Source organism: Pseudomonas sp. LBUM1668, assembly GCF_059695715.1.
The window spans coordinates 2,630,403-2,655,154 of the sequence record NZ_CP166787.1 but is presented as its reverse complement, the minus strand read 5'-3'; the positions used below and the strand labels follow the sequence as shown (position 1 = coordinate 2,655,154).

The window sequence follows — 24,752 nt, the reverse complement described above, 5'->3', positions numbered from 1 at the left end:
TGGTGACGAGTGAACGCGTGCGCGACTAGCTAATGAATGCTTAACAAGGTTATAAGCTCAGCTAATCAATCGACTGTAACGGCGTTTGCAAAATGGTCAGAAGAAATCTCAACGATCTGCTGTCCTTCGTGACGGTGGCGCGCGAAGGCAGCTTTACGCGAGCAGCGGGAGTTTTGGGCGTCACGCAATCTGCACTGAGTCAGGCCATCAGCGGTCTGGAAACACGTCTGCAAATCAGGTTGTTGACGCGAACCACACGCAGCGTTTCGCCGACAGCAGCCGGCGAACGGCTGTTGCAGGCGATCGGCCACCGCTTCGATGAAATCGAAACGGAACTGGATATCCTGACGGACCTGCGCGACAAGCCTGCCGGCACGGTACGCATCACCTGCGGCGATCACGTTTTGCGGACAACACTCCTTCCAAAACTCACCGCATTGCTACACGAATACCCCGATATCAATGTCGAGTTCGACGTCAATTACGGCTTCAGAGATATCGTGGCGGATCGTTTTGATGCGGGTGTGCGTCTTGGGGATACCATCGACAAAGACATGGTCGCCGTTCCGATAGGGCCGCCCTTACGCATGGCCGTCGTAGCCTCGCCAGCGTACTTCATCGCGCACGAGCGCCCGAAAAATCCACGAGACCTGATGAACCACAACTGCATCAATCAGCGTATGCAGACATCCGGGGGGCTCTACGTATGGGATTTCGAGCGGCGCGGCAAACAAGTGAACGTGCGCGTAGACGGCCAGCTCATTTTCAACACGTCCACCCACATCGTCTATGCCGCTTTGGCCGGGCTGGGCATTGCCTACCTCCCCGAAGAGGAGTTTGAACCGCATCTTCAGGAAGGCCGGCTCGTGCGGGTTCTGGAAGACTGGTGCTTACCATTTTCTGGATATTACTTGTACTACCCCAATCGCCGGCAACCTTCGCCTGCATTTACATTGGTTGCGAATGCGCTGCGCGAAGGGGTTTAGTGGCGCGAGCCTATGCTCTGAGATTTGTTATTTTGACCGGCCCCGAGAATTCATGCTCTTCAAACATCAGCCAAGCGCGGCGGCAGAAGAATACCACCGACAGCTTGCGTTCAGACCGTTCGACAGGTTAACCACGCCCCCCAGAACAGGCTGCTAAAAAACCGCGTAGCCTCGCCGAACCCCGCCTCATGCAGCAACGCCTGAACCGCCGCCTCGGAATGCGGCGGATCCGCGCCCTGAAGAATCTTGCCAAGCTTTGCCCTCACCTCCTCCGCATTGGCGCCCTGTTGCCGCCAGCGTTGACCCCAAGCGCTCAACAACAGCGGTTGACTCGCGTAAGCGTAATGATTGCCTGCCACGATCAACGGCGCGCCCGGTTTCAAGCGAGCCTTGATCGATTGCAGGATGGCGTGTTTTTGCTCGTCGCCATTCAGGTGATGGAGTACGCCGATCAGGGTCGCTGCGTCGAATGACTCGTCCGCTGGCAAGTCGTCGACATACCCCAGGTGCACCTTCGTTGTGTGCAGCAAGTTGTTGGCCTGCAAATGCTGCGTCGCGGCTTCCAGCATTGGCTCGGAAGGATCAACTGCGGTGAAGCTCCAGTTCGGCTCCAGCGTGGCCATTGCGATGATTTCCTGCGCCGTACCGCCAGCGCCGACGACCAGCACTTTGGCCGACCGCGAGTGACCGAGACTGGCGGCCAACATGCACGCCGCAAGATCGTGACAGGCATCGTAACCGGCCAATGCGATGCGGCTTTGCCTGGCGTATTCGCTGGCGCGGGAGGTATCGAATTTATCGGCGGGATTGGCAGTGGATGAGTTCAATGGGCGATCTCCTTGTCTTTGCAGCAAGGTACGCCGAGAAACCGGATAAAAAAAATGCATAAATTTTATGCGGTGCATTCCTGCGGGGAATGCATGCCTGGAGCGGCGCTCTGCGGTCGGCAAAAGCAGACACTGAGCGCCACGTATTTACCTAAGGCCTATCGCGTGAGTAGAATGCGATTAATTATCAATCATGTACTTGCTGGGATTCCGATGCGCAGCGACGAAACACTAGGTACTGCAGATCTAGGGCTGCTCTATCGCACCCACCACTCGTGGTTGCACGGCTGGCTGATCCGACGCATTGGATGTCGCGATAACGCAGCGGATTTGGCGCAGGACACCTTCGTACGTCTGCTCAAATCCCGTCAGTCCAGCCCCTTGCGCGAACCACGCGCCTATTTGAGCAGTATCGCCCGCGGACTGATGATTGATCAGTTCCGTCGTCGCGAACTCGAACGTGCCTACCTGGAAAGCGTCACGTTGCTGCCTCAACACGAGGTTCCCTCGGAAGAAAGCCGGCTGATGATTCTTGATGCGCTCGAGCGCATTGACCGCATGCTCGGTACGCTTAAACCGAGAGTTCGCCAAGCGTTTTTATTTGCCCGACTCGACGGTCTGACCTGCGCGCAAATAGCCGAGAAGCTGGGTGTTTCCCGCGCGACCGTGGAACGCGACCTGGCCACGGCCCTGCAACACTGCTATCGCTTGCGTTATGTCGAGGCGTGAGCCGCAGGCGCTGGATCCGGCGATTGTCGAGCAGGCGATTCAATGGCAGGTGCGCCTTCGCTTCAATCAAGCCGATGAACAAACACAACGCACTTTCGAGCACTGGCTGCAGCAGCGCCCAGAGCATGTGTTGGCGTGGCAGCGTGTGGAAACGCTTGGGGATGAACTCACAGGCGTGCCAGCTCAACTGGCCCGACAAACCCTTGATGGCACCCATCATGGATTGCGCCGGCGGGAAAGCCTGAAGCTACTGGGCATATTGGCGACTGTTGGCACGGCAGCCTGGCTCGGCCGGGACTACACGCCCGTACCCGCCATGCTGGCGCAGCAACGCAGCAGCACCGGCGAGCAACGACGCTTCCAACTCGATGATGGCAGCCTTATCCAGCTCAATAGCGATAGCGCCGTCGATAGCGATTTCGACGCCCAGCGACGCCTGCTCATTCTGCGGCGTGGTGAAATCATCGTGAATGTCGGCGCGGATCAACACTCGCCTCAAGCGCGACCGTTCTGGGTGCAATCACGTGACGGGATCATGCGCGCTCAGAGTTCGCGCTTTCTGGCGCGCGAGCTTGACGACGGCACTCTGGTCGCGGCTCAGGAAGGATCAGTCACGGTATTCCCCGGCTCCAGTCAAACGTCTGCCAGCCGCAGCGTCCAGGCCGGACATCAGCTGCTGTTCACATCAAGTGGCGCCCAAATGGTCAGGGACAACGGTCTTGATCTATGGAGCTGGGGTGACGGCGTGATCAGTGCGCGCAACATGCGCCTTAGTGATTTCATCGTGGAGTTGTCGCGTTATCGCCCCGGGGTACTGCGCTGCGCCGAAGAGGTTGCTGATCTGCGCGTTTCCGGCACCTTCCAGCTCGCCGACAACGATCAGGTCCTGGCTTTGATCGCGCAGTCACTGCACTTGCAGATTGATTATCGGACCCGTTATTGGGTGACCGTGACCGCTGCTGCCACCTGAGCCGATTTGAACTTTGTAGTTCGTGAAAAATAATGAGGTGGTTTCTCATTCTCGTTCGACCTCTTTGGAAGGCCGGAATACAGGCCAGTCTGCCGATGTCCTTTCTTGGAGCGAGAAAATGAGTTCGTCCCCGGTTTCACAGCGCCATCCATTAAATCGTGCCTTGCACGGTGCGATGTTGGGTTTGATCGTAAGCAGCTACGCATTGCCATCGCTGGCGCAAACGTCGAGCGCTGATCACAGCAATCAAATCAAGCAGTGGAACATCGCTGCGGGCCCACTGGCGCCGGCGCTTGACCGCTTTGCGCGCGAGGCTGGCATCAGTCTTTCATTCGACGCGTCGAGTGTAGTGAACCGCACCACTGCTGGCGTGAATGGCACGCTCGATACGTCGGCAGCGCTGTCATCGTTGCTGCAGGGGAGCGAATTGCAAATCGAACAGCAAGGCCCGAACGCCTACCTGCTGCTCCCTCAAGCAAAGCCCGCCGGCCCGCTGGAGCTCGATGCAACGGACGTCGAGGACTACCGCCTTGCCCCCCTGATCATCAATGCCAAGGTCAGGGTCAGTGCCGACGACGACGCCAACTCGGTGGTCGCCAAGGAGCTCTGGGTTGGCGGCAAGGTGGCAACCAGCATTCTCAATACACCGGCATCGGTGTCGGTTGTTACCAACAAGGAAATGCAGCAACGCAGCGTCAGCACCACGGAAGAGGCGCTGCAATACACGCCGGGCGTGATCACTGACTTCTATGGTACGGATGACCGCAACGACTATTTCCAGATCCGGGGTTTCCAGGCCACCACCTACCGTGACGGCTTGACCCTGAGTTCGATGCGCGGCGTACGCGAAGATCCATTCGCTTATGAGCGCATCGAGATTCTGCGTGGCGCCAACTCCACGCTGTTTGGCCCCGCAGACCCAGGCGGCTCGGTGAATTTCGTGACCAAACAGCCGCGCTTCGAGCAGTTTGGCCAAGGCTATGTGACCTACGGTTCGTTTGACCATGTCGAGACAGGCATCGATGTGGGGGATGCGCTGAACGACGAGAAAACCCTGGCTGGCCGCTTTACTGCCAAAGGCCAGAACAGCGACCGCGAGTACGATCACTCACAGGACGACAACCAGTTGTTTATGGGTGGCCTCACCTGGGCACCGACGGATTACACGTCGGCGACGATGATTCTGGACTACCTGAAAACCGAAAGTTCGCCCAACAGCGGCGGTTATCCGCTGGACAAGGAATACGACCGCAGCAAGTTCTATGGCGAGCCCAGCTACAACTTCCACGATGTCGAGCGCACCAGCCTCAGCGGTAACATCACCCATGACTTCGATAACGGCTTCGTACTGCGCAGCAATCTGCGTTACAGCAAGTTGACCGATGATTTTGGCTACGTTTACCTCAGCGACAGCGCCGCACGAGTCGGTACTACCGTTGACCGGTATATGTTTGGAACAGACAGTGAAGCCGACCAGTTCAACGGCAATCTGATGCTGCAATACGATGCCCGCTTCGAGAACATCGACAGCAGCAGCCTGGTGGGCGTGGAGTACCTCGATTCGACCACCAAGGAAAGCTCGATCTACGCCCTGACGACCCCGATTGACATTGCAAACCCCGTGTTTACCGGGGTTTCACGCTCAATCGCGCCGTATGCCGTGAACAAGCGAGACGCGACCACCAAGGCCGTATTCCTGCAGCAGAACCTGTCGTTCTACGAACGTTTCATCGTCACCGGCGGTGTGCGCAACGACTCGATGGACCTGACCAGCAAAGGCTTGCAATCCACTGAGAAAGACACCTTCTCCGAAACCTCCTACCGAGGTGCGTTGACCTATATCGTCAACGATGAGGTGTCCACCTATGTGAGCATGGTGGAATCCGTCTCGCCGCCGCAGGTTGGCGTAACACCGCAGACGGGCAGGCAGTACGAAGTGGGCGTGAAATATGCGCCGATGGGGATGGACGCACTGTTCTCCGCCGCCGTTTATGACCTGACCCAGGAAAACGTCACCATCGCCGTGGTGCTGCCGAGCGGCATCATTGAGCAACAGACGGTGGGCGAATCGCGGGCCCGTGGTCTCGACCTGGAGGCCAAGGCGCAGGTGACGCAGAACCTCAGCCTGATCGGTGGCTATTCCTATATGGAGTCCGAGGTACTGCGCGGTTCGTTGTATGACGGCAGCTCCCTGAAGGGTAATGAGTTCTCCACGGCACCCAAGCATTCCGCTTCGCTGTGGAGTTATTACGACGTCCCCGCCACTGATGTCAGCGTTGGCCTGGGTGCGCGCTACGTCGGCTCTTATTACTTCGATGCAGCCAACTCCGGCAAAAGCGATGGCACCACGCTGTTCGACGCCGCCTTCAACTACAAGATTGCCAAGGGCACCGACCTTGCGGTGAACGTCAGCAACCTGATGGATGAACAGCACGTGGTCGGCTCCGGCACAGCGAATTTCTACAACCCGGGTCGCGAGATTACCGCCAAAGTGAGTTACAACTGGTAAGCAGGCGTGTAAGCCTTTTTCCCTTAAAGGAAGCGGTGCCCGCTTTACCGCGGGCATCGTCGACTTGGGGTCTTTTTCGGTTTCCCAGCCATCAAGGCAATCCAGACACAATCAGCGTGGTCCGGCTGTCGGGCAGCCATAGGTAACTCAAGCGTTCACCTAAGCTTTTACCTAGTGCGATTACATGGAGAGAATCTGAGCCACTTGATTTTCAAAGCGTGGAGGTTCCGATGATCAAGCGTTTTATTCCTGTTTTTTTACTTGCCGCTACCATCTGTCTCGTTGGCGCGTCTTGTCACGACCAAAAAGAAGAAGAAAATTTGCAAAACAAGCAAACGATGGATGGCAGCCCGGCTCGCACGGGGACGGGAATAATTCCCCGACAACAAATTCAACCCAGAATGAACAGAATGTAGTCAGACTGCGACGTCCTGCCGAACCGGCTAATCCACGTGACGCATGCCGAGATAGCTGCTGACTGCCTCATCTATAGTTGGAAAGAACGCCGTTTCGCCGAGCCTTGCGAAAAGCCCGAATCGCTTCAGCTTGTCCTTGACCGGGTCCTTCATCTCGGCCACGCACAACTTGATGCCCGCCGCGTGCAAGGTTTCGTCCAGTTCACCCAGCATGTCGGCCGAGGTCACGTCCACACTGGTGACGGGTTCTGCCGCTACGACTAACCAGCGCACGGGCGTAGGCGATGCAGCCACTGCGTCAAGCACTCGCTCGTTGAACAGTTCGGCGTTGGCAAAAAACAACGGTGCATCCCAGCGAAACAGGACCAGGCCCGATATAAGGCTCGCGTCAGGATAACGCTGGATGTCGTGGTACCCCTTGACGCCTTTGGCTTGCCCCAGCACTGCGGAATATGGTCGCCAGCCATCCCACAGAAATTCGATGACGGCTATTACGATGGCCAGGCCGATGCCCTCAATCGCGCCAAATACAGCCACACCGAGGGTGCACACGATCGACAGCCAAAACTCCCAGCGCTGGATCCGATAAATTCGCCGCAGGTCGGTGACTTCAATCAAGCCAATGGCTGATGCGATCACCACCGCTGCCAATGCGCTGCTGGGCAAACTCTCCAACAAATTCGGCGCCACCACCAGCAGCAAGGCAACTGCCAACGCGCCAACAACGCCGGTCAACTGGGTTTTGGCGCCTGCGGCTTCAGCCACGGGGGTACGTGAAGAACTGCTACTGATTGGAAAGCCCTGGAAAAATCCAGCCGCCAGATTGGCAAAGCCGAGCCCTGCCATCTCCTGGTTCGGGTCCACGTATGTGCGGGTCCGCGCTGCATAGACACGAGAAAGCACACTGGTGTCGGCGAATGACACCAGAGCGACGGCACAACCGCCGATAAGCACGGGGACAATATCAGCGCGGGTAATCCAGGGGATGGCGAACCCAGGTAAACCTTGTGGAAGAACACCGAGCACCGACACCCCGGCCCGCGCGCCAAGGTCCAGCACACCGACGGCGACAGTCGCACCGACCACTGCGGCCAAGATGCCCGGTACCCGTTTATAGGGTTTGAGTAGAAGGATCACGACCAATGTGGCCGCGCCGATCATGAACGCAGTCCAGTTGGTCTTTCCTTCCATTACTGCGGTGGAGATGGCCCATATGTTTCTCAGCGGACCGTCAGAGTCAATCGAAAAACCGAAAAACTTTGGCAGTTGGCTGATCAATACGGTCAGCGCGATGCCGTTCATGTACCCGTAGCGGATCGGTTTGGAAAGCAACTCCGTAATGAAGCCCAAACGAATGATGCCCGCCAGGATACACACCGTGCCTGAAACGATCGCCATCATGCCCGCCAGGGCGACGGCGCGGTGCGGGTCGCCGCCCGACAGGGGCAGGACGACAGCCAGGATAACGGCGGCCAGTGAGGAATCCGGGCCCAGCACCAGAATCCGGCTAGGCCCGAACAACGCGTAAGCGAGCAACGGAACGATGGTCGCGTAGAGGCCATAGATGCCGGGGACGCCCGATGCCACGGCGTAAGCAATGCCGACGGGTACCAACATCGTGGTGAGCACCAGTCCGGCCATGATGTCGTGACGCAACCAGGCAACCTGATACCCGCGCAGCGTGCGGAGTCCAGGAAGCCAGCGGCCCCAGCCGGTTTCGTTGCCGCAATCGCGACGGGCAATTCGGCCCGGTTCGAGGACGGGAGGCGAAGAATCCAAATCGCTCATAGAACTTTGCCCTTTAGATGTACAACGCAGATTTGCTTACACGTACCCGTCAGAATTTTTCGGGCACTCGCCGGTGCGGATAATCCGGGTCGCGATAGCCGCCTGGCTTCTGCCGTTTGGGCAATATCACCTTCTCGCGCGCGACATCCTTTTACGGAACCTCGGGCTGCATCCATGACTTCAACCATGCCAGGATGGCCAAGACCCTACATCCTCAAGCGCACGGAAAAGCTTAGTTCATACTTGCCTGTCACAACCCACCAAAAGCAGTCAGCAGCGACTGCTTTCGCCCAAGCCTGCAGCTTGCGAGCTGACGTGACTTGTCACTTGAGCAATTGCATCTGCTGGCGGTAGTCGTCCGTAACCTGACGCGCCTGACTCGCACTGGTCACGACCCGTGGGGTGATCAGGACAATCAGCTCGGTTCTATCGCGCGACTTCGATGTATTGCCGAACAGCCATTTCAGGCCAGGAATTTTCGACAGACCCGGCACGCTGGAGGTGGACTCCGCATTGTCCTGCTTGATCAACCCGCCGAGCAGCACCGTCTGCCCGCTCTGCACAGCGATTTGCGTGGAGACCGAACGGGTCGAGATGCGCGGATTGGGTTGAGAGGAGGTCACGTTACTCGTATCGGCGTCACTGACCTGTTGCTGGATGTCCATGTACACCAGACCACCCGGATTGATTCGCGGAACCACATCAAGGATCACCCCCGTCTGCACATACTCCACGCTGCTCAAGGTCGTGTCGGAATTGCTCGTATTGACGGTCGTCTGGCTGATGGGAATATTGTCACCGACCTGAATCTGCGCTTGCTGGTTGTTCATCACCACCAGGGACGGCGCCGATAACACCTGCGTGCGCCCGTTGGTTTCAAGTGCATGCAGCGCCACTTGCAGGTTGTTGCTGACGAAGGAATAGAACAGCGAATCCGCTGCACCGAGCCCTGCCCCGCCGGCGCCGAGCGCGCCTTGATTACCGCTGGTGTTGGCGACCGTCGTGCTCGATGAATTGCCGGCCAGATTGCCCAGATACCACTGCACGCCGAGATCCAGTTCGCCGGTCAGTTTGACCTCAAGGATCCGCGTCTCGATCTGCACTTGCATTGGCAGGTTGTCCAGCCGCTTGATAGCCGATTCGATCTCTTTCCACTGTGCCGGTCGCGTGCGTACCAGCAACTGGTTGGTGCTTTTCTGCGCGGTAATGCGCACGCTCTGTTGCAGACTCTGCTCCGCAGCCTGCCCGCCGGACTCTGCAGTGTCGGCGCTTTCGCTGTCGCCCGATTCGCCACCAGAGGAATCATCCTCGGCCTCCTCCTCTTCACCGCTCGATTGCGCGCGATTGTTTTCAGCGCCCAGACCGGCAGATGCTTGCGACGTCGCGCCGGAAAGCCCATTGCCGCTGCCATTGAGCGACGACAGCGAGGCGGTGCGCAAACCCGGCGCGACCTTGGCGGCAGTGTCTTCCTTGATCGCGCCGTTGCCATAGATCTGGCGCAGGTATTTGGCCAGATCCGAGGCTTTCATATTGCGCACGTCGTAGACGTACATTTGCGGTTCATTGCCGCCACCCTCGTCGATGGTCGCGATCCAGTCGCCGACTTCCTGCAGATACGCCGGCTGCGACGAGATGGCGACGATGGAGTTGGTGCGTTCGTTGGGCATGAACTTGACCATGCTCGCCAACGGGATGCCGCTGTCAGGCCCGAACAGCTTTTGCAGTTGCGGCATCAATTCGGCCACCGATGCCCGTTGCAGGCCGTAGACGCCGATGGACATGCCCTTGAGCCAGTCGACGTCGAAGGTATCGATGGTGTCCTGATAGTTGGCCAGTTCATCCGGGGTGCCGGCCAGACTCAGCACGTTACGCGCCGGATCTACCAGCAGGAACGCGTTCTCTCGAGCGAACGGTTTGAGCAGTTTCTGCATTTCCGTGGCGGAGATGTAGCGCAGCGGGAACAGGCGCGCGGTGAGGCCGGTGGAAGGTCGGGCGACCGGCATTTCCGGTACCAACTTGCCCGCGACCGCCTGATTCGACGGCAGGATGACGTAGCGGTCGCCCTGGCGGATCATCGCGTTTTCCGTCCAGGACAGCAGGGTTTCCAGAATCGACAAGGCTTGCTGCTTGTTCACCGGTTTGGAAGTGGAAAAACTCACATTGCCTTTGACGCCTTGGGCGATGCTGTAGTTTTCGTGCAGCAGGTCGCCCATCACACTGTTGATCACCGCTTCGATCGGCTGGTCGGTGAAGTTGAAGACGATGTCCCCGCCTGGCTCGGCGCCAGCCTTTGCGCCGGCGGCAGGCGCTGCCGGACGCACAAAGTTCTGGCTGCCGCGAATGATCTGCCGGCGCGCCGGTGTGACGTCATCGGACACTGACGCGCCCGGCGTATCGGCGGGCGCATCCACCACTGGCGCGCGTTGCGAGCCGGTACCGTTGAGTGCTTCCTGTATCAGGGCCGGGTCATTTTGCGTCGACGACGGCGTGGACGCGCAGCCCGCCAGAGCCACGGCCGTGGCGAGACAAAGCAAGGGGCTGCGCAAACGAAGGATTTCAGGAAAGCAATTGTTCATGGTCTCGGTACATTGGGAAGAGTGATAAGGGGCGCCGTAGATGGCGGCGGAAGACGTAGCACGGGCAGACTCAGCTGGCGGGTCTGGCCCTGGTACATGAAAGTGGCTTGCAGTGGGCTGAGCGCGGTCAGGGTCCAGCCGTTATCCAGCGCTTTGCCGACCGCGAGCTTGAGCGTGCGTTGGTTGGCCAGGCGCAACAGCGCCCACTGCGCCTGGCCATCGATGACCACGCCGGTCAACGCAACGCCTTGCAGCGCGGCCGTCCCGCCTTTACCGCTGACGAGGTCGGGTTTGCGCTCGGGACTGAAAATCGATTGTTGCCAGCTGAGGCTCAAGTCTTGCGCGGTCAAGGTTGGCAGCGGCTTTGGCGCTGCACTGGCCGGCAGATGACGCGGTTGATCGGCGGGCAGCCAGTGTTCAGCTCGTCCCGCGCCGAGTAACAGCACTACAAAAACTGCGCCCAGCGCCGCGGCGATGGTTAGCAGGAGCAGATTCATATGGCTGAGCCTCATGCTCCGGGCTCCTTGCCGTTGGCCGGTTGCAGATAACCGCGCAACAGCAGATTCACCTGCAACCGCCCTGCACCTCCGCTGGCTGGCGCGGAGGTTTGACGACGGATGCTCAGATGGTCGACAAACAGAAACGGTTGGCCATATTCGAGATCGTGCAGCAGCCCGGTCAGGGGCTCCATGGCACATTCGAGGGTGAGGCTGACTTTGACCTGGCGATACGGTTCGGCGCTGTTTTGCTCTGGAGTGATCGGCATGCGTTGCGTGACCTGGCATCCGGGCCCCTGAGCGGCATGTGCCTTGACCAGATCGAGGCTGCGTTGCATCAGGTCGGCCGCCACGCCGCTCGGGTCGGTGCCGGGCAGCAGGCTGCTGCGGCTGGCCGGGTCGCGCCGGGCTTGTTGCAACTGCTGTTGCAGAGCGTCGCGTTGCTGCAGGACGCCGGCGTAGCGCTGCTGTTGTTCGCGCAGGCTGTCGGCCTGGTTTTCGATCTGCAACAGGGGGCCGAGAAACCAGCTCTGCACCAGCAGCCACCACCCCGCCCACACGGCCAGTGCCAGCACGATCAGCGCTGCGCCGCGACGTTCGCGCGCGGTCAATTCACGACGCATCGGCTGGCTCCTTGCGCAATTGCGCGTGCAATGAAAAGCGCTCCTTGCCCGTCTGTTCGTCGGGCTGAATGATCCCCTGGAACTGCGCATCGCTCAGGGTTCGGCAGTCTTTGGCGCGGGCAATCAAGGCACTGGCCCGGGCGCTCTGACCGGTGATCGAGACGCCGCCGTCTTCGCTGATGTCCAGTTGCTCGACCCAGGTATCGGCGCCGAGGCAACCGGTGAGGTCCAGCAACACACTGGACACGCTGGGCCGGGCAGTCTTGCGTTGCGCCAGATAGCGGGCGGCACCCTGGGTGTTGACCAACTCACGACGCAAGTTTTGCAGCGCCTGCACTTGTTCGCGTTGCTGATCGACGGCGTCCTGCATCGCTTCCATACGCGCCGATCGCGCGTCCAGCCACAGCACCATGCACGCCAGCAACAGGCCGACGCAGGTCATCGCCAGATAACGCGGCAAGTAGTTGCGACGGGCGCGCTGGTGTTTGTATTCGTCCGGCAGCAGATCGACTCCCAAAGGTTCGCCGTCGCTGCCCCGGCAATCGATGGCGTGCACATGCAGGCCGCGGGCTTGGCAATGATCGAGCACGGTTTGCAGACGCTCACGCGCAATCGCCACCAGCAACACCCGCGCGATGCTTTTTCCACGGCTTTGCACGCGAGTGACAAAGTGCATGTCCTCGCGGGGAAACGGCGTGTACTTGTCCAGTTCAAACCCGACCACACTGCGCAAATCGCGTGTGGCCGCGAGCGGAAGATCCAGCGTTTGCGCCAGAACCATCGCATAAGGCAACAGCAACACAACCCGGTCGTCGCCAGCATCAGGCAGCGCCTCGGGCAGCGGCCATGTCAACCGATGCTCTCGGTTGCGCGGCAGCAAACCGCGCTGCACTTGGGCCGGCAGTGCGTTGCGCAGCTCCTGCAACCACGCCTGCCACAAACGCTGGGCAAGGCTGCCGCGCCAGTGGCTTTGCCAGTGGCCGTGGACCTGGGCAAATCGCCGAGCCAGAGGCTGTGAGATCAATTGCTTCATTCTTGCCAGCGCAAGACCCGGTAAGGTCGTGCCCCCTCCTTCGATGGATTCAATAACAACGTGACGCGAAGCGTCGTGGTGTAGCCGCCGGGCAAGGTCGCCCGGCTTTTAACGGTGATGATCGACCCGGCGGGTGAGACGCTCGGGCGTGCTCGTGGCAGGTTCAATGCCTGTTGCAACCAGGGCGTCGCAAAGCGCGGATCCGGTGCTGGCAACCCGCTCCACAACGTCACGTAGGGTACGGCTCGCTGGTAAATCGCCTGGGTCATGCCAGGCAGCTCGCGCAGTTCCTCGACCATTCGCAGCGGCGCCTGATCATCGGCGCGACGTCGCTCGACGGCTTGCGCCAGTTGCCGCGCATCCCCGGGGGGCGCGCCGCATGCCTGTAACAACCGCGCGAGCAACTCGGCAGGCGCAGCGTTTAGATCCACCTGGCCCTGCTCGCTGCGCAGGCTGACGGCCAGCTCGGCATCATCGAAACGCAAGGCATGCACTTGGTTGTCCGCCAGCCAGCGCCGTTGCGGGTCGTGATCGAGTTGGGCCAGCACCGCCATGGCGATACCCGCCTCGGCAGCCAGTTGCCCCTGTAAATGCTGGCGCTGCCAAAGGGCCTGACGGTTCTGTAAATGCACCCAACCCACCAGCCCGGCGAGCAACGTGGCGAGCAGCGCCAACACCCACAGCACCAGAAGCAGCGCGACGCCGCGCTGACGCTTCATGGCGTGATGTTCTCGCCGGACAAATCCAGACGCAGACGAACAACCTGCCTCGGCCACACGATAGCCCCGGCAAATTGCGCGTCGATGCACACCGCGCGCGGCAGCCGTCCGGGCCATGGCCAGTGATCCAGCCACTCCGTCGTTTTCCCCTCGGGCGACAGGCCCCGGTAGCTCATATGTAGCGCTTTTACCTGCTGCAACAGCACTTGCGGTTCCCTGGCCGACTGCAAGGTTTCGCCCTGCAAACGCTGAAGAGTGACCTGCAAACGCCCCTCTACGAGACTCACTTGGTGCCGATAGATACCACCGCCCACCGTCGCGGGAAGCGGCGCGTAAAACCTCAAACTGTCAGCGTCACCCTGAAAGATTGGCGATTGGCTTTCACCCGGTTTTCCCTCTGCCAGAGGCAATGCCTGGCCGATGGCGCTGCGCAAGAAATTCTGCGTCGAGCGCACTTCATCGAGGCGGTTGCTGTAGCGCTCGGCCTTGGCCATGGCCCGATTGGCACCCGATATCGCTGCGCCGATCAACGTCAGTAACACGCCGAGCAAACTGATCACCACCAGAATTTCCAGCAGGGTGAAGCCTCGCTGATTACCCTTCATTTGCCAGCACCGCTGCCTGCGCTGCGCACTTGCAAGGTGCTGTACCGGGCATGCCGGCCGCCATCGTCCACTTGCAGATCCAGCCGATAAGCATTGGCCGATCCATTAGGGCCGGGGACAACGCTTACATTCATTTGCCAGCGCACCCCGCTCCATTCGCCATTGCTGCGCCCGGCTACGAAGGCACGGTCACTGGCGTCGTCGATCAGCGAACGCGCGACCAGACTCAAACGATCACTGCGTTGCACTTGCTGCAAGGCCCGGGCGCTGTTGCCGAACGCCCCTACCAGGACGCTGCTGCACACCGCCAGCACAGCAAGGGCAGCCAGCATTTCCAGCAATGTGAAACCGCGCTGGCGGTTCAATTGAGCGTGTGCAACTGAACGCTGCCCGTCAGCCAGTTGATATCGATCCGCCAACGCTTGTCGTTGCGCGACAACATCAGGTGCCCGCCGCTGGAGCCGCCATCCGGATAGAACTCGAATGCCGCGCCGAGTCCCTCGGCGGTGACCAGTTGCACATGCATGTCCTGCGGCAAGCTGTGCGGCTTATGGTCGGGGCCATTGAAGCGCGCCTTGTGCAGATCGAAATGCGTCTGGGCCGGTTGACCGGTGACGATGGCTTGCACCCGCGCAGCGCGCAGTGACTGCACCAATTGCGTCAGCGCCTGACGTTCCTTCGCCGATTGCAGGCCCTTGCCCACGCCGAAGCTGATCAAACCGATGCTGACGCCGATCAAGACGATCACCACCAGCAGTTCGATCAAAGTGAAGCCGCGAGAGCGCTGCAAGGCGTGCACGGTTATTCCCAGTTGCCGAGGTCGGCCTTGTAGGCGTCCCCACCGGGCTGACCGTCCTGACCGTAGAAAATCAGATCGAAACTGCCGTGCTCACCGGGGTAGCGATAGCCGAACGCATGGCCGAACGGATCCTTGAGATCCGAAGGCTTGGCGTACGGCCCGGCCCAGCCGACCGCGTTGGCCGGTTTGTGCAGCAACTGCTGTAAGTTGGCCGGCGGGCTGCCGACATCGAGGCCGTAGCTTTCGACCTTCATGCTCAGGCTGGACAGTTGCGCCTTGCCGGCGCCGTACTTGCCTTTGTCGACGTTGCCGCCAACCTGGCGCACCACAATGGTGGCAACGATGCCGAGCAAGACGATGACCGCGAGCATTTCCAACAGGGTGAAACCGCCTTGCCGACGACGGCCGGCAGCGTTTGGACGGGACATGTTTTTTCCTCAAATGTTACTGGTTAGGCTCATCAGCGGCAGCATGATGGCGAGCATGATCACCGCGACCAGCACGGCCATGACCACGGTCAGACTGGGCACCAGGGCCGCGAGCAAACGGTCGATGCCGCGTTTGGCCTCGACATCGAAAACCTCGGCGACCTTGAGCAACATGGCGTCGAGATTGCCGGCCTGTTCGCCGACCTCAATCATTTGCAAGGCGAGTTCCGGCAGCAGCGGTTGTTCGCCGAAAGCCTGCGCCAGCGTGCCGCCGCCCTTGACCCGTTGCGTGGCTTGCTCGACCTGGGCACGCAAGGCGTGATTGCCACACACCTCGCGGACGATGATCATTGCTTGCAACAGCGCCACGCCATTGCTCAGCAACGTGCCCAGCGTGCGCGCCAGCCGAGCGGCCTCGATGCGCTGCAACAACGGGCCGATGACCTTGATGAACAACAGACGATGGTCATGACGTTGGCGGCGTTGCGGATCACGGCGTGCGACAGCGATGCCCCACGCCGCCAGCACCAGAGCTGCCAGCACCAGCAGGCCATAGGCGCTGAGAAATTCGCCGAGAACGAGGATGGTCTGGGTGATCAGCGGAATCGGCACGCCGAGATCACGAAAGATCGGCACGAATTGCGGCACCACATACGCCAGCAATAGCGCCAGCGAGCCCAATACGCCGACGATGAGGAAGGCCGGATAAATCAGCGCATTGATGACTTCGCCACGCAGTGTCTGGCTGCGCTCCAGATAATCGGCAAGCTGATGCAGCGTGTGCTCCAGCGAACCGCCCGCCTCACCGGCGCGCATCATGCTGATGTACAAACCGGAGAACTGGCCGTGCTCTTCTTCCAGAGCCTGGCTCAGCGGTTTACCGGCCTTGACCTGCTCACGCACCCGCTCCAGCAACGCTCGGCGCCGCGGATCGGTGGCCTGCTTGAGCAGAATGCCCAGCGCGCGCTCCAGCGGTTGGCCCGCACCCAACAACGTCGCCAGTTGCTGGGTGAAGCTGACCAGTGCGGCGCCATTCAGTACGCCACGCCGCAAAGGTCCCGTCAGCCGATCACCGGCGCAGGCTTCGAGGCTGAGTAACAACAAGCCTCGTTTTTGCAGCACAGTGATGGCGCCCGCTTCATCGGCGGCTTCCAGACTGCCCTGTCGAGAAACGCCATCGGCGTCCAGTGCGCGGTACTTGAAATGGCTCATGTCAGTCGCCGCGCGTAACGCGCAGCACCTCGTCAAGGGAGGTGGTGCCGGCCACCGCCTGACGCAAACCTTCTTCGTACAAGGTACGCAGACCGCCGCGCCGGGCAGCCTGTTCGAGGGTGGCGGCATCGGCCTGGCGCATCAGCAATGAGCGCAGTTCTTCGTTCATCACCAACAGTTCGGTGATCGCGCTGCGCCCGTGATAACCGCCACCAATCGCCGTGGTATCCGCGCGATAGAGCAAAATCGGTCGTTGGTCGGTGAACTGCTCAAGCCCGTGTTCGGCGATCATTTGCGGCGGTGCTTCGAAGGCAATCCGTGTCTGCGGATCGAGGCGGCGCACCAGGCGCTGAGCCAGGATGCCTTTGACCGTGGACGCAATCAGGTAGCTCTCGACGCCCATGTCCTGCAGCCGGGTGATACTCGCCGCCGCACTGTTGGTGTGCAGGGTCGAGAGCACAAGGTGGCCGGTCAACGAGCTCTGGATGGCGATGCGGCAGGTCTCGAGATCGCGCATTTCACCGATCATGATCACGTCCGGGTCCTGACGCACGATGGAGCGCAGCGCATTGGCAAAGTCCAGGCCAATGGCCGGTTTCACCTGAATCTGGTTGATGCCTTCGAGCTGATACTCGACCGGATCTTCGACAGTGATGATCTTGCGCTCGGCCGTGTTGAGCCGGGATAGCGCGGTGTACAGCGTTGTGGTCTTGCCGGAGCCGGTGGGACCGGTGACCAGCAGGATGCCGTGTGGACTTTCGAGCACGTCGAGGAAGCTGTTCAGGCGTTCACCGTCCATGCCCAGACTGGGGAAATCGAAGCTCACGGTGCGCCGATCAAGCAGGCGCATCACCACCGACTCGCCGAAACTGGTGGGCACCGTCGACACGCGCAAATCCAGCTCCTTGCCCTGAATGCGCAACATGATGCGACCGTCCTGGGGCAAACGCCGCTCGGCGATGTCGAGCCGCGCCATGATTTTCAAACGCGAAATGATCGCAGCGGATGAACTCGATGGCGGCGCTTCGGCTTCATGCAGCACTCCGTCAATGCGATAGCGCACCTTGAGCTGGCTCTCGAAAGGTTCGATATGAATGTCCGACGCCCGCTGTTCCACCGCGCACTGCAGAATCAGGTTGACCAGACGAATCACCGGCGCCTCGGAGGCCAGATCCTTGAGGTGTTCGATGTCATCTTCGGCACCATCGTTTTCGTCCAGCGACTCGATCAACGCATCCATGGCGCTGCGGCCCTGGCCGTAAAGACGCTCGATCAGCGTGTTGACATCAGCGGCTGTCGCCAGCCGCAACGACACACTTTTGCTCGCGCAGTAGCCCATGGCATCCAGGGCGTATTGGCTGAGCGGCGGACTGGCGACCACCGTCACCGTTGCGGCATCCGCAGCCACTGCCACTGCCACTAGGCCGTGATGGCGCAGGAAACGCTCGCTGCCGATCATCAATGGCTCGATGTCCCAAGAGGCTTCATCGAGTTGCAGACGAGGCACGCCGAGCAACGTCGCGTAAGCCTCGACCGCCTGATCATCACGGACACTGCCCAGACGCAGCAGATTGCGCAGCACCTCTTCTTCGCGACCACTTTCAGCCAGGCACAGTTTGCGCGCGCGATTGACGTCAGACGCCTTGACCTCGGCATTGTCGACCAACCATTGGCATATTGCGGACTGCGAAGGAAGTTGCATCACACTGTTGGTTTCTCTTGGGCACAAACAACTAACGATCGAAATAACCAGGCTCTTGAAGACACTGGGTGAAATCGATCGATCATTAACTTATCTGTAATTAGCGCATCACCAAAACGGCTGGTGAAAGATTTAAAGGGATTTTTCCGTTGATATTTCAGCCCATAAAAGGCGTGTGCAACTGACTGAAAACTGAGTGCCGGGAAAGCTTATCAGAGCACTAAACCTAATTGCAACTAGGTTTATGATGTGGTTTTTTGTTGCTTTTTTTTTGTAAAAAACGCCGCTTTAACGCATAACTTCGATGATTGATGGCATTTAAAAACCAATTTACTGTAGGTACGCGCTATCAACACCAAAAACCTATCAATTTGCCAGTATCGAAAACTACGCCCGAACGTCGCTTTTCCTTCGCTTCACTTCCCATTTGAAAAAATAGTTTTGCGAGTATTGAACTTTCATGTGCATGCTTCGGACTTATGTGCGATTTCAAGACTACAAGTTTGCAGTCGTGCATTAACGCTTCCTTCACCAATCGAGAACTGATCGATGCTTCGAATCATGTCGCCCCTTATGGGCGCAGTACTTTTGTGCGCGCAAAGTTTGCCCGTCATGGCAGCGGATTATTCCTCTTCGTCGAACGGCGGTAACGCGGATCAACAGCTTCGTGAACAGATCGAGGCCAAGCGCGATCAGCTGACCGGCGCCGCCGCCCTCGCCCCTGCCACGCCAAACGGTGTTGGCACCCTGCTCGATGCACCCGTGGAAACCGATGACGCTCCCGCGCAGGTCCAGCAACCATGAACCCGACCAACGCCAACAGGACTTTTGCCTTGTCAGCCTTCAAACACACCCTTGGCTTGAGCGTGCTGACCTTCAGTATCGTCCAGGCCAATCTCGCGCTCGCCGCCGTCACGCCGGCCACCGGCAACGAAGTCGAAGCCCGCGTCAGTTCGATCCTCGACAACATGAACCTGTCCGAAAAGATCAACTTCACCCGCGTCAACGACGGTCACATGATCCCGTCCCTGCTCAAATGGGGCATCAAGGGCACTACGGCGTATGACTCGTCGATGGGCGTGCACGTCAATAACGCCACCTTCGGCGCGCAATACCCGTCGCAGTCGGCACTCGCCGCGACCTGGAGCATCAACCGCGCCAAGGAGTTCGGCCTGGCGATTGCCTATGAAACGAAGATCTCCGGCGGCCAGCAGATGTTGTCCCCGGGCGTGAACCTCTATCGCACGCCTTACAACGGTCGCTCGGCGGAGTACGTCAGTGGCGAGGATCCGTTCCTCGGCGCGGTACTCGCGCCGGCCATCGTCAACGCGATCCAGGCCCAAGGCATCCAGGCCAGCGGCAAGCACTACCTGGCCAACGAACAGGAAGCCAACCGCCAGGCGGTGAACATCGTCGCCGACGAACGTACCCTGCGCGAGATGTACTTGCCGGGCTTTGAATCGATGGTCAAGAACGCCAACGTCGCCTCGATCATGTGTGGTTTCAACAAGGTCAACGGCGACTACGCCTGCGAAAACCATCACCTGATCACCGAGGTGCTCAAGGGTGAATGGGGCTATCAGGGCACCGTGATCAGCGATTTCAACGCCATTCACAATGCGTTCAAAGGCGCGTGGGCCGGTACCGACATCGACATGCCGTCGGGCCTGCAATTCACCGAAGCCAACCTGATGCCGTACGTGTGGAGCGGGCAACTGACCCAGAACGTCATCGACGACAAGGTCAAACGCAACCTGCGTGCCGTGGTCAGCTACGACTTCCAGGAAAACCTCAACACCGCCAAGACCCTCGACCATCCCGAGTACGGTGCACGCGCTGCGTTGAACACTGCGCGTGAGGCGATCGTGCTGCTGCGCAACGAGAAAACCAGCGCTGGTACGCCGCTGTTGCCGCTGGCGAAAACCGCCAAAGTCGCCGTTATCGGTGATTGGGCCAACCAGGCGCCGGCCTCGCCGTTCGGTACCGCCAACTCGCCGCCGAACAGCTACGTGACTGAACTGAGCGGCCTGCAGCAACTGGCTTCGAGCAGCTCGAACGTCACTTATCTGTCCGAGATGAGTCTGAATCCGAAGAGTTCGGTGTGGTATCAGCCATCCACCGGCAGCAGCGACATCAGCAACTCCGGGGTCAAGGCCGAATACTTCGCCAACACCAGCTTTTCCGGCACCCCGGCGCAGACCCGTGTCGAGCCAGGCGTGAATTTCAACTGGACCACCAGCACCAACGAAACCAATACCGGCACCACCACAGTCGCAGGTTTCAGCCCAACCGCCGGCAATTTCTCGGCGCGCTTCACCGCGAAGATCAAGCCTGTGGTTTCCGGCCCTCAGGTCTTCAAGATTCGCGCGGACGGTCCATACAAGCTGTGGGTCAACGATGAGCTCGTGGTGCAGAGCGACGGCGTGCCGTACTCCGCCGATGTGGTCAATGCGCTGACCACATCGGGCAAGACCGCCAATCTGGTCGCCGGCAAGCAATACACCGTCAAGCTCGAATACCAACGCGTACAAGGCAACTTCACCCCGGCGCTGGGTGGTCTTGCCGGTGTGCAAATGAGCTGGGCGGCGCTGCGTCCGCCACAGGATTTGTCGAAGTACGATGCCGTCGTGGTGGCTGCGGGCACCAATTATGAGAACGAAGGCGAAGGCTCCGACCACGGTTATGAACTGCCGGATCAACAGGCGGAACTGATCAAGCACGTGGCCAAGGCCAACCCCAACACCATCGTCGTGATGCACGGTGGCGGTGTAGCGGACATGCAGCCATGGGCGAAGAAAGTCGGCGCGACCCTGCAAGCCTGGTTCCCGGGTCAGCAAGGTGGCCAGGCCCTGGCCGAGATTCTCTACGGCAAGGTCAACCCTTCGGGCAAACTGCCGGTGACGATCGACAAGAAGATCGAGGACAACCCGAGCTACGCCTCCTACCCGGATCCGGCAGCTTATCGCGGCGACAACGCCCTGACCGAACTGACCTACAGCGAAGGCCTGTACCTGGGCTATCGCGGCTACGACAAGAAACACACCAAGCCGCTCTACCCGTTCGGTTACGGTCTGTCCTACACCACGTTCGGTTACAGCGATCTGAAGTTGTCGAGCAATGTGCTGACGCCGGGCGCCACGGTTGACGTGAAGTTCACCGTGACCAACAAGGGCGACAAGGCCGGTTTCGAAGTGGCGCAGCTGTATGTGCAACCGGTGAAACCTGCGGTCGACCGTCCGGAAAAAGAACTGAAGGGCTTTACCAAGGTGTATCTGCAGCCTGGCGAGAGCAAGACTGTGAGCATCCCGCTCGACTCGCGCTCGCTGGCTTACTACGTGGATAACACCGCCAGCTGGAACGTCGATGCCGGCAAGTTCAAGATCCGCGTCGGTACCGACTCAGAGGATCTGGCCCTGAGCCAGACTCTGATCACGCTGTACCCGGAGCAATTGACCACCCGCGACAGCAACCCGCTGCCAGTGCCACTGCGCAAAGCCGTACAAGTATCGGCTTCGCAAACGTACTGACCGTCACATGAGGCTCAGGGATGAGCCTTTTGCTGCGTTTTGAGATCGGCGGCCAGACGGCGCAGATAGCCGTCAAAGACGTTCAACACGTCCACTTCGGCCCGCCCTCTCAGCCATTGGATTTGCAGCCCGTCCATCATCGAGAAAATCTCCTGGGCGAGCGCTTTCACCTCCACGTCCTGGCGAATCTCCCCCGCTTCTTGCAATGACCCAAGGTGCGCCTGGGCATGCCCATGGACCATATCGAACTTTTCCTTGTACCAGGGAAAGGCCGGATGCTTTTCCGACAGGCTTTCGGTGTTGATCATCACCGATGCCTGACACTCGCGCGCATCCTCGACGCTAAAACTCATGCTCAATCGCAGAAACTGCAAAAACCCTTCCAGCGTCGGCGCGGTGGCCAGATCACCAAAGCGAGCAACCACTCGCTCATCGCGACGATCAAGCAGTGCTCGCAGCAGTGCGACCTTGTTGGGGAAATGGTGGAGCAAGCCGACCGTGGTGATGCCAGCGATATCCGCGACATCACGCATCGACGCGCCCAGATAACCGTCCCGGGCGAAGACCTCGGTGGCGGCATCGAGCAACGCCATGCGGCGCATTTCGCCTTTGGGTGCGCGCCGACGTTTGGGGCTTTGCGCTTGCAGTGGGTTTTGAGTGTCCATGACTGCCATAAAAATCCGTTAAAAAGTCTGCGCCACCACGGCCGGTTCAGCTGCGGTGAATGTATGGGTTCAATGCAACTGCGACGCCTGCGCGCGACGAGCGAAAAATCCTCGCGCTACAAACGAGGCCGTCACGATTGCGGCAATGGCCACCAGTGTGTTGCCTGTCCACATGCCGATCACCGCGCCGCTGGCACCGAAGCCATGGACGCCGACGTACACGAACGGCAGAGTTCCCAGGGTTCCGCGAATCCAGCCGAACACCGGCACCCACCAGGCACGGTTCATTGTCAGGAACATCGACTGCGCGACGAAGTCCAGTCCGAAGACAATCCAGAGCCCCGCACCGATCTGACAGAACGCCATGAACAGCGCTCGGCCCGCGTCGACCAGATGGAAATAATCGGCGATCCAAGGCCCCGCCAACGCCAGGCAAAACCACAGCGTCACACCATAAAGGACGACGCAGCGGCGGGTAAAGACCACAATCGCCTTGACCCGGTCATCACGCCCGGCCCCCAGGTTCTGCGCGATCACTGGCACTAACGCCCCCGGCAAGGCGAAGAACACACAGTAGCCAAATTGCAGGATTCGATCGACGACCGCCATCCCGGCCAATGCCGACGTACCCACGCCCGCCATCACCACCATCAAATAGGTGATGCCCACGGGCATGGCCAGATTTCCCACCATCGCCGGGAGCGCGACTCGCAGAGCACGGCGAGTGTGCAGCGCCAGTAACCGAAGATTGATCAGCGCCGACAAACCGATGTGCCGTTTGACCAGAATCAGGCCGAGGATAAAAGACGTCCCCGCCGCCAGCAGGGATGAAACACCGGCGCCTTCCAGGCCCATGTCCAGGCCAAAAATGAACAGCGGATCGGCCACCGCCAACGTCACCGCCCCCGCCAACAAAACGCCGAGCGCCAGCCTCACCTGGCCTTGAGCGCGAAGCATCTGCACGCACATCTGTGTCCCGGCAATCAGCAGGCTGGAGGGCACAACCGTCCACATATAAAGCCGTGCATCCTGATAAACCGCCAGGTTGCCACCCAGCAATCGCGCCAGAGGCAGCGCGAAAAGCAACTCCACAAGGACAATCGAGCCTGACAGCACCAACGCCATGATCAGCATGTGGCTGGTGAGTCTGGCCAACGCTGTGGAAGCATGTCGGCCGATACGTTCGGAAAGCAACGCGCTGGCACCGATCACCAGTCCGGAGGAAACCGCACCGTTGATGAATATCAGCGTCTTGCCCAGCCCCACGGCGGCGAGCAGGCTTTGATTGTCGAGCATCGACACGTACATCAGTGTCAGGATGTCGACCAGGAATACGGCGAGCAAGCCCAGTGCGCTGGTGCTTGCCATGCTCAATACATGTCTGCTGACAGGCCCCTCCGTGAACCTGGCATGGTAAGTGGTCATGTTGATGCTCGAAGATTCAAGGCGCAGGCATACCGGTGAAAGCGTAGGTTGAAGCGGCGGTGGGCGGATCATCGAGGATGATACGAGAGCCGTTCGATGTAAGCCAGAAGTTGACCTGCCGTGCGATGAAGCGCATGGCAGGAGATACGGTTGCAGTCCAATGCCTGCTTCTCGCCAAAAACACCCACTCATTCCCTGCTAATCTCCCCCCATGAAAACCGCCATCATCTCCGACACCCACGGCCTCCTGCGTCCCGAAGCCCTCAGTGCCATCCAGGGCTGCGACCTCATCCTCCACGCTGGCGACATCGGCAGTTCTGACATCCTCGATCAGCTATCCCAAATAGCCCCCGTCCAGGCCGTGCGCGGCAACAATGACCTCAACCTCCCATGGGCTGCCAATATCCCCGACCACCTCAGCCTCGATCTCAACGGCTGGCAAACGCTGTTGATCCACGACATCGCCGACGTCCCTGCCCTCCTCGCCGCCAATACCCGACTCATCATCACCGGCCATTCCCACAAGCCGTTAATCGAATGGCGCGACAACCGCCTGTACCTGAACCCCGGCAGCGCCGGTCGCCGTCGTTTCAAACTCCCCGTGACTCTGGCCCTGCTCGACGTGCGTGCAGACACACTGGAACCGCAGTTGATCCACCTCCTCCCGTGAAACTTTTCCACCCCTTCCGGCCCGATCACCTAACCTCATAGGCTGT

General features: G+C 59.8%; 23 protein-coding genes and 1 pseudogene. 8 read left to right on the top strand and 16 right to left on the bottom strand.

The features are described 5' to 3' along the window. Positions 1-92: 92 nt before the first annotated feature. The gene (locus ACA061_RS11970; RefSeq protein ID WP_497301660.1) at positions 93-986 is read left to right on the top strand and encodes a LysR family transcriptional regulator; all 894 of its coding nucleotides are present in this window, start codon (positions 93-95) and stop codon (positions 984-986) included. A 110-nt stretch (positions 987-1,096) separates the two neighbouring features. Here ACA061_RS11970 and ACA061_RS11965 read toward each other — a convergent pair whose 3' ends face one another. After that, the gene (locus ACA061_RS11965) at positions 1,097-1,813 is read right to left on the bottom strand and encodes a class I SAM-dependent methyltransferase (RefSeq protein ID WP_497301659.1); all 717 of its coding nucleotides are present in this window, start codon (positions 1,811-1,813) and stop codon (positions 1,097-1,099) included. Positions 1,814-2,026: 213 nt separating this feature from the next. Here ACA061_RS11965 and ACA061_RS11960 point away from each other — a divergent pair, with 213 nt between their 5' ends. The 4 genes from ACA061_RS11960 (at position 2,027) to ACA061_RS11945 (ending at position 6,437) form a co-directional block, all read left to right on the top strand. Then, positions 2,027-2,542 carry a sigma-70 family RNA polymerase sigma factor gene (locus ACA061_RS11960; protein ID WP_150618240.1) on the top strand — a complete coding sequence of 172 codons (516 nt, stop codon included), beginning with the start codon at positions 2,027-2,029 and terminating at the stop codon, positions 2,540-2,542. Then, positions 2,529-3,512 (top strand): FecR domain-containing protein, encoded by a 984-nt coding sequence (locus tag ACA061_RS11955; RefSeq protein ID WP_497301657.1) that lies wholly within the window; start codon positions 2,529-2,531, stop codon positions 3,510-3,512. Before ACA061_RS11960 ends, ACA061_RS11955 begins: the two co-directional genes overlap by 14 nt. A gap of 118 nt (positions 3,513-3,630) precedes the next feature. Then, entirely contained in the window at positions 3,631-6,021 is a 2,391-nt protein-coding gene (locus tag ACA061_RS11950) for a TonB-dependent siderophore receptor (RefSeq protein WP_497301656.1), read from the top strand. Positions 6,022-6,251: 230 nt separating this feature from the next. After that, on the top strand, positions 6,252-6,437 hold the full coding sequence (locus tag ACA061_RS11945) for a hypothetical protein (RefSeq protein ID WP_497301655.1): 186 nt from the start codon (positions 6,252-6,254) through the stop codon (positions 6,435-6,437). Positions 6,438-6,464: 27 nt separating this feature from the next. On the opposite strand, the gene ACA061_RS11940 is transcribed toward ACA061_RS11945, so the two are convergent. The 13 genes and pseudogenes from ACA061_RS11940 to gspE form a co-directional block, all read right to left on the bottom strand. Continuing rightward, positions 6,465-8,225 carry a SulP family inorganic anion transporter gene (locus tag ACA061_RS11940; RefSeq protein ID WP_497301654.1) on the bottom strand — a complete coding sequence of 587 codons (1,761 nt, stop codon included), beginning with the start codon at positions 8,223-8,225 and terminating at the stop codon, positions 6,465-6,467. 49 nt (positions 8,226-8,274) lie between these two features. Then, positions 8,275-8,376: pseudogene (locus ACA061_RS11935) on the bottom strand (polyphosphate kinase 2); the annotation flags it as partial. A 172-nt stretch (positions 8,377-8,548) separates the two neighbouring features. Then, a complete protein-coding gene (gspD, locus tag ACA061_RS11930) occupies positions 8,549-10,801 on the bottom strand; it encodes a type II secretion system secretin GspD (protein WP_497301653.1) in 2,253 nt (750 codons plus the stop codon). Then, entirely contained in the window at positions 10,798-11,313 is a 516-nt protein-coding gene (locus tag ACA061_RS11925) for a type II secretion system protein, XpsN-like (protein WP_150618234.1), read from the bottom strand. The genes gspD and ACA061_RS11925 overlap by 4 nt, the downstream gene beginning before the upstream one ends. Then, positions 11,310-11,921, bottom strand: a complete 612-nt coding sequence (gspM, locus tag ACA061_RS11920) for a type II secretion system protein GspM (RefSeq protein ID WP_497301652.1) — start codon at positions 11,919-11,921, stop codon at positions 11,310-11,312. Before gspM ends, ACA061_RS11925 begins: the two co-directional genes overlap by 4 nt. Next, a complete protein-coding gene (locus ACA061_RS11915; RefSeq protein WP_224450924.1) occupies positions 11,911-12,954 on the bottom strand; it encodes a type II secretion system protein GspL in 1,044 nt (347 codons plus the stop codon). Before ACA061_RS11915 ends, gspM begins: the two co-directional genes overlap by 11 nt. Continuing rightward, positions 12,951-13,673, bottom strand: a complete 723-nt coding sequence (locus ACA061_RS11910; RefSeq protein WP_150618231.1) for a type II secretion system protein GspK — start codon at positions 13,671-13,673, stop codon at positions 12,951-12,953. Before ACA061_RS11910 ends, ACA061_RS11915 begins: the two co-directional genes overlap by 4 nt. Next, the gene (locus tag ACA061_RS11905; RefSeq protein ID WP_210701990.1) at positions 13,670-14,278 is read right to left on the bottom strand and encodes a type II secretion system protein GspJ; all 609 of its coding nucleotides are present in this window, start codon (positions 14,276-14,278) and stop codon (positions 13,670-13,672) included. Before ACA061_RS11905 ends, ACA061_RS11910 begins: the two co-directional genes overlap by 4 nt. Next, positions 14,275-14,643, bottom strand: coding sequence for a type II secretion system protein (locus ACA061_RS11900; protein ID WP_210701989.1), 369 nt, complete (start codon positions 14,641-14,643; stop codon positions 14,275-14,277). Before ACA061_RS11900 ends, ACA061_RS11905 begins: the two co-directional genes overlap by 4 nt. Next, positions 14,640-15,077 carry a GspH/FimT family pseudopilin gene (locus ACA061_RS11895; protein ID WP_150618228.1) on the bottom strand — a complete coding sequence of 146 codons (438 nt, stop codon included), beginning with the start codon at positions 15,075-15,077 and terminating at the stop codon, positions 14,640-14,642. The genes ACA061_RS11900 and ACA061_RS11895 overlap by 4 nt, the downstream gene beginning before the upstream one ends. Before the next feature lie 2 nt (positions 15,078-15,079). Next, positions 15,080-15,505, bottom strand: a complete 426-nt coding sequence (gene gspG / locus ACA061_RS11890) for a type II secretion system major pseudopilin GspG (protein ID WP_150618227.1) — start codon at positions 15,503-15,505, stop codon at positions 15,080-15,082. A gap of 9 nt (positions 15,506-15,514) precedes the next feature. After that, complete coding sequence (gspF, locus tag ACA061_RS11885) at positions 15,515-16,717, bottom strand: type II secretion system inner membrane protein GspF (RefSeq protein WP_497301650.1); 1,203 nt, start codon at positions 16,715-16,717, stop codon at positions 15,515-15,517. Between the two features lies 1 nt (position 16,718). Further along, positions 16,719-18,419, bottom strand: a complete 1,701-nt coding sequence (gene gspE / locus ACA061_RS11880) for a type II secretion system ATPase GspE (protein ID WP_497301649.1) — start codon at positions 18,417-18,419, stop codon at positions 16,719-16,721. Between the two features lie 561 nt (positions 18,420-18,980). On the opposite strand from gspE, the gene ACA061_RS11875 reads away from it, so the two are divergent. Both ACA061_RS11875 and ACA061_RS11870 read left to right on the top strand, forming a co-directional pair. Then, on the top strand, positions 18,981-19,223 hold the full coding sequence (locus ACA061_RS11875) for a hypothetical protein (RefSeq protein ID WP_191627730.1): 243 nt from the start codon (positions 18,981-18,983) through the stop codon (positions 19,221-19,223). Then, on the top strand, positions 19,220-21,946 hold the full coding sequence (locus ACA061_RS11870) for a beta-glucosidase (protein ID WP_210701986.1): 2,727 nt from the start codon (positions 19,220-19,222) through the stop codon (positions 21,944-21,946). The genes ACA061_RS11875 and ACA061_RS11870 overlap by 4 nt, the downstream gene beginning before the upstream one ends. Before the next feature lie 14 nt (positions 21,947-21,960). Here the strand turns inward: ACA061_RS11870 and ACA061_RS11865 are convergent, their stop codons facing one another. Then, complete coding sequence (locus ACA061_RS11865) at positions 21,961-22,548, bottom strand: TetR/AcrR family transcriptional regulator (RefSeq protein WP_191627728.1); 588 nt, start codon at positions 22,546-22,548, stop codon at positions 21,961-21,963. 132 nt (positions 22,549-22,680) lie between these two features. Beyond that, entirely contained in the window at positions 22,681-24,036 is a 1,356-nt protein-coding gene (locus ACA061_RS11860) for an MATE family efflux transporter (RefSeq protein ID WP_497301648.1), read from the bottom strand. Positions 24,037-24,247: 211 nt separating this feature from the next. On the opposite strand from ACA061_RS11860, the gene ACA061_RS11855 reads away from it, so the two are divergent. Next, positions 24,248-24,706, top strand: coding sequence for a metallophosphoesterase family protein (locus ACA061_RS11855; RefSeq protein ID WP_497301647.1), 459 nt, complete (start codon positions 24,248-24,250; stop codon positions 24,704-24,706). Positions 24,707-24,752: the final 46 nt, after the last annotated feature.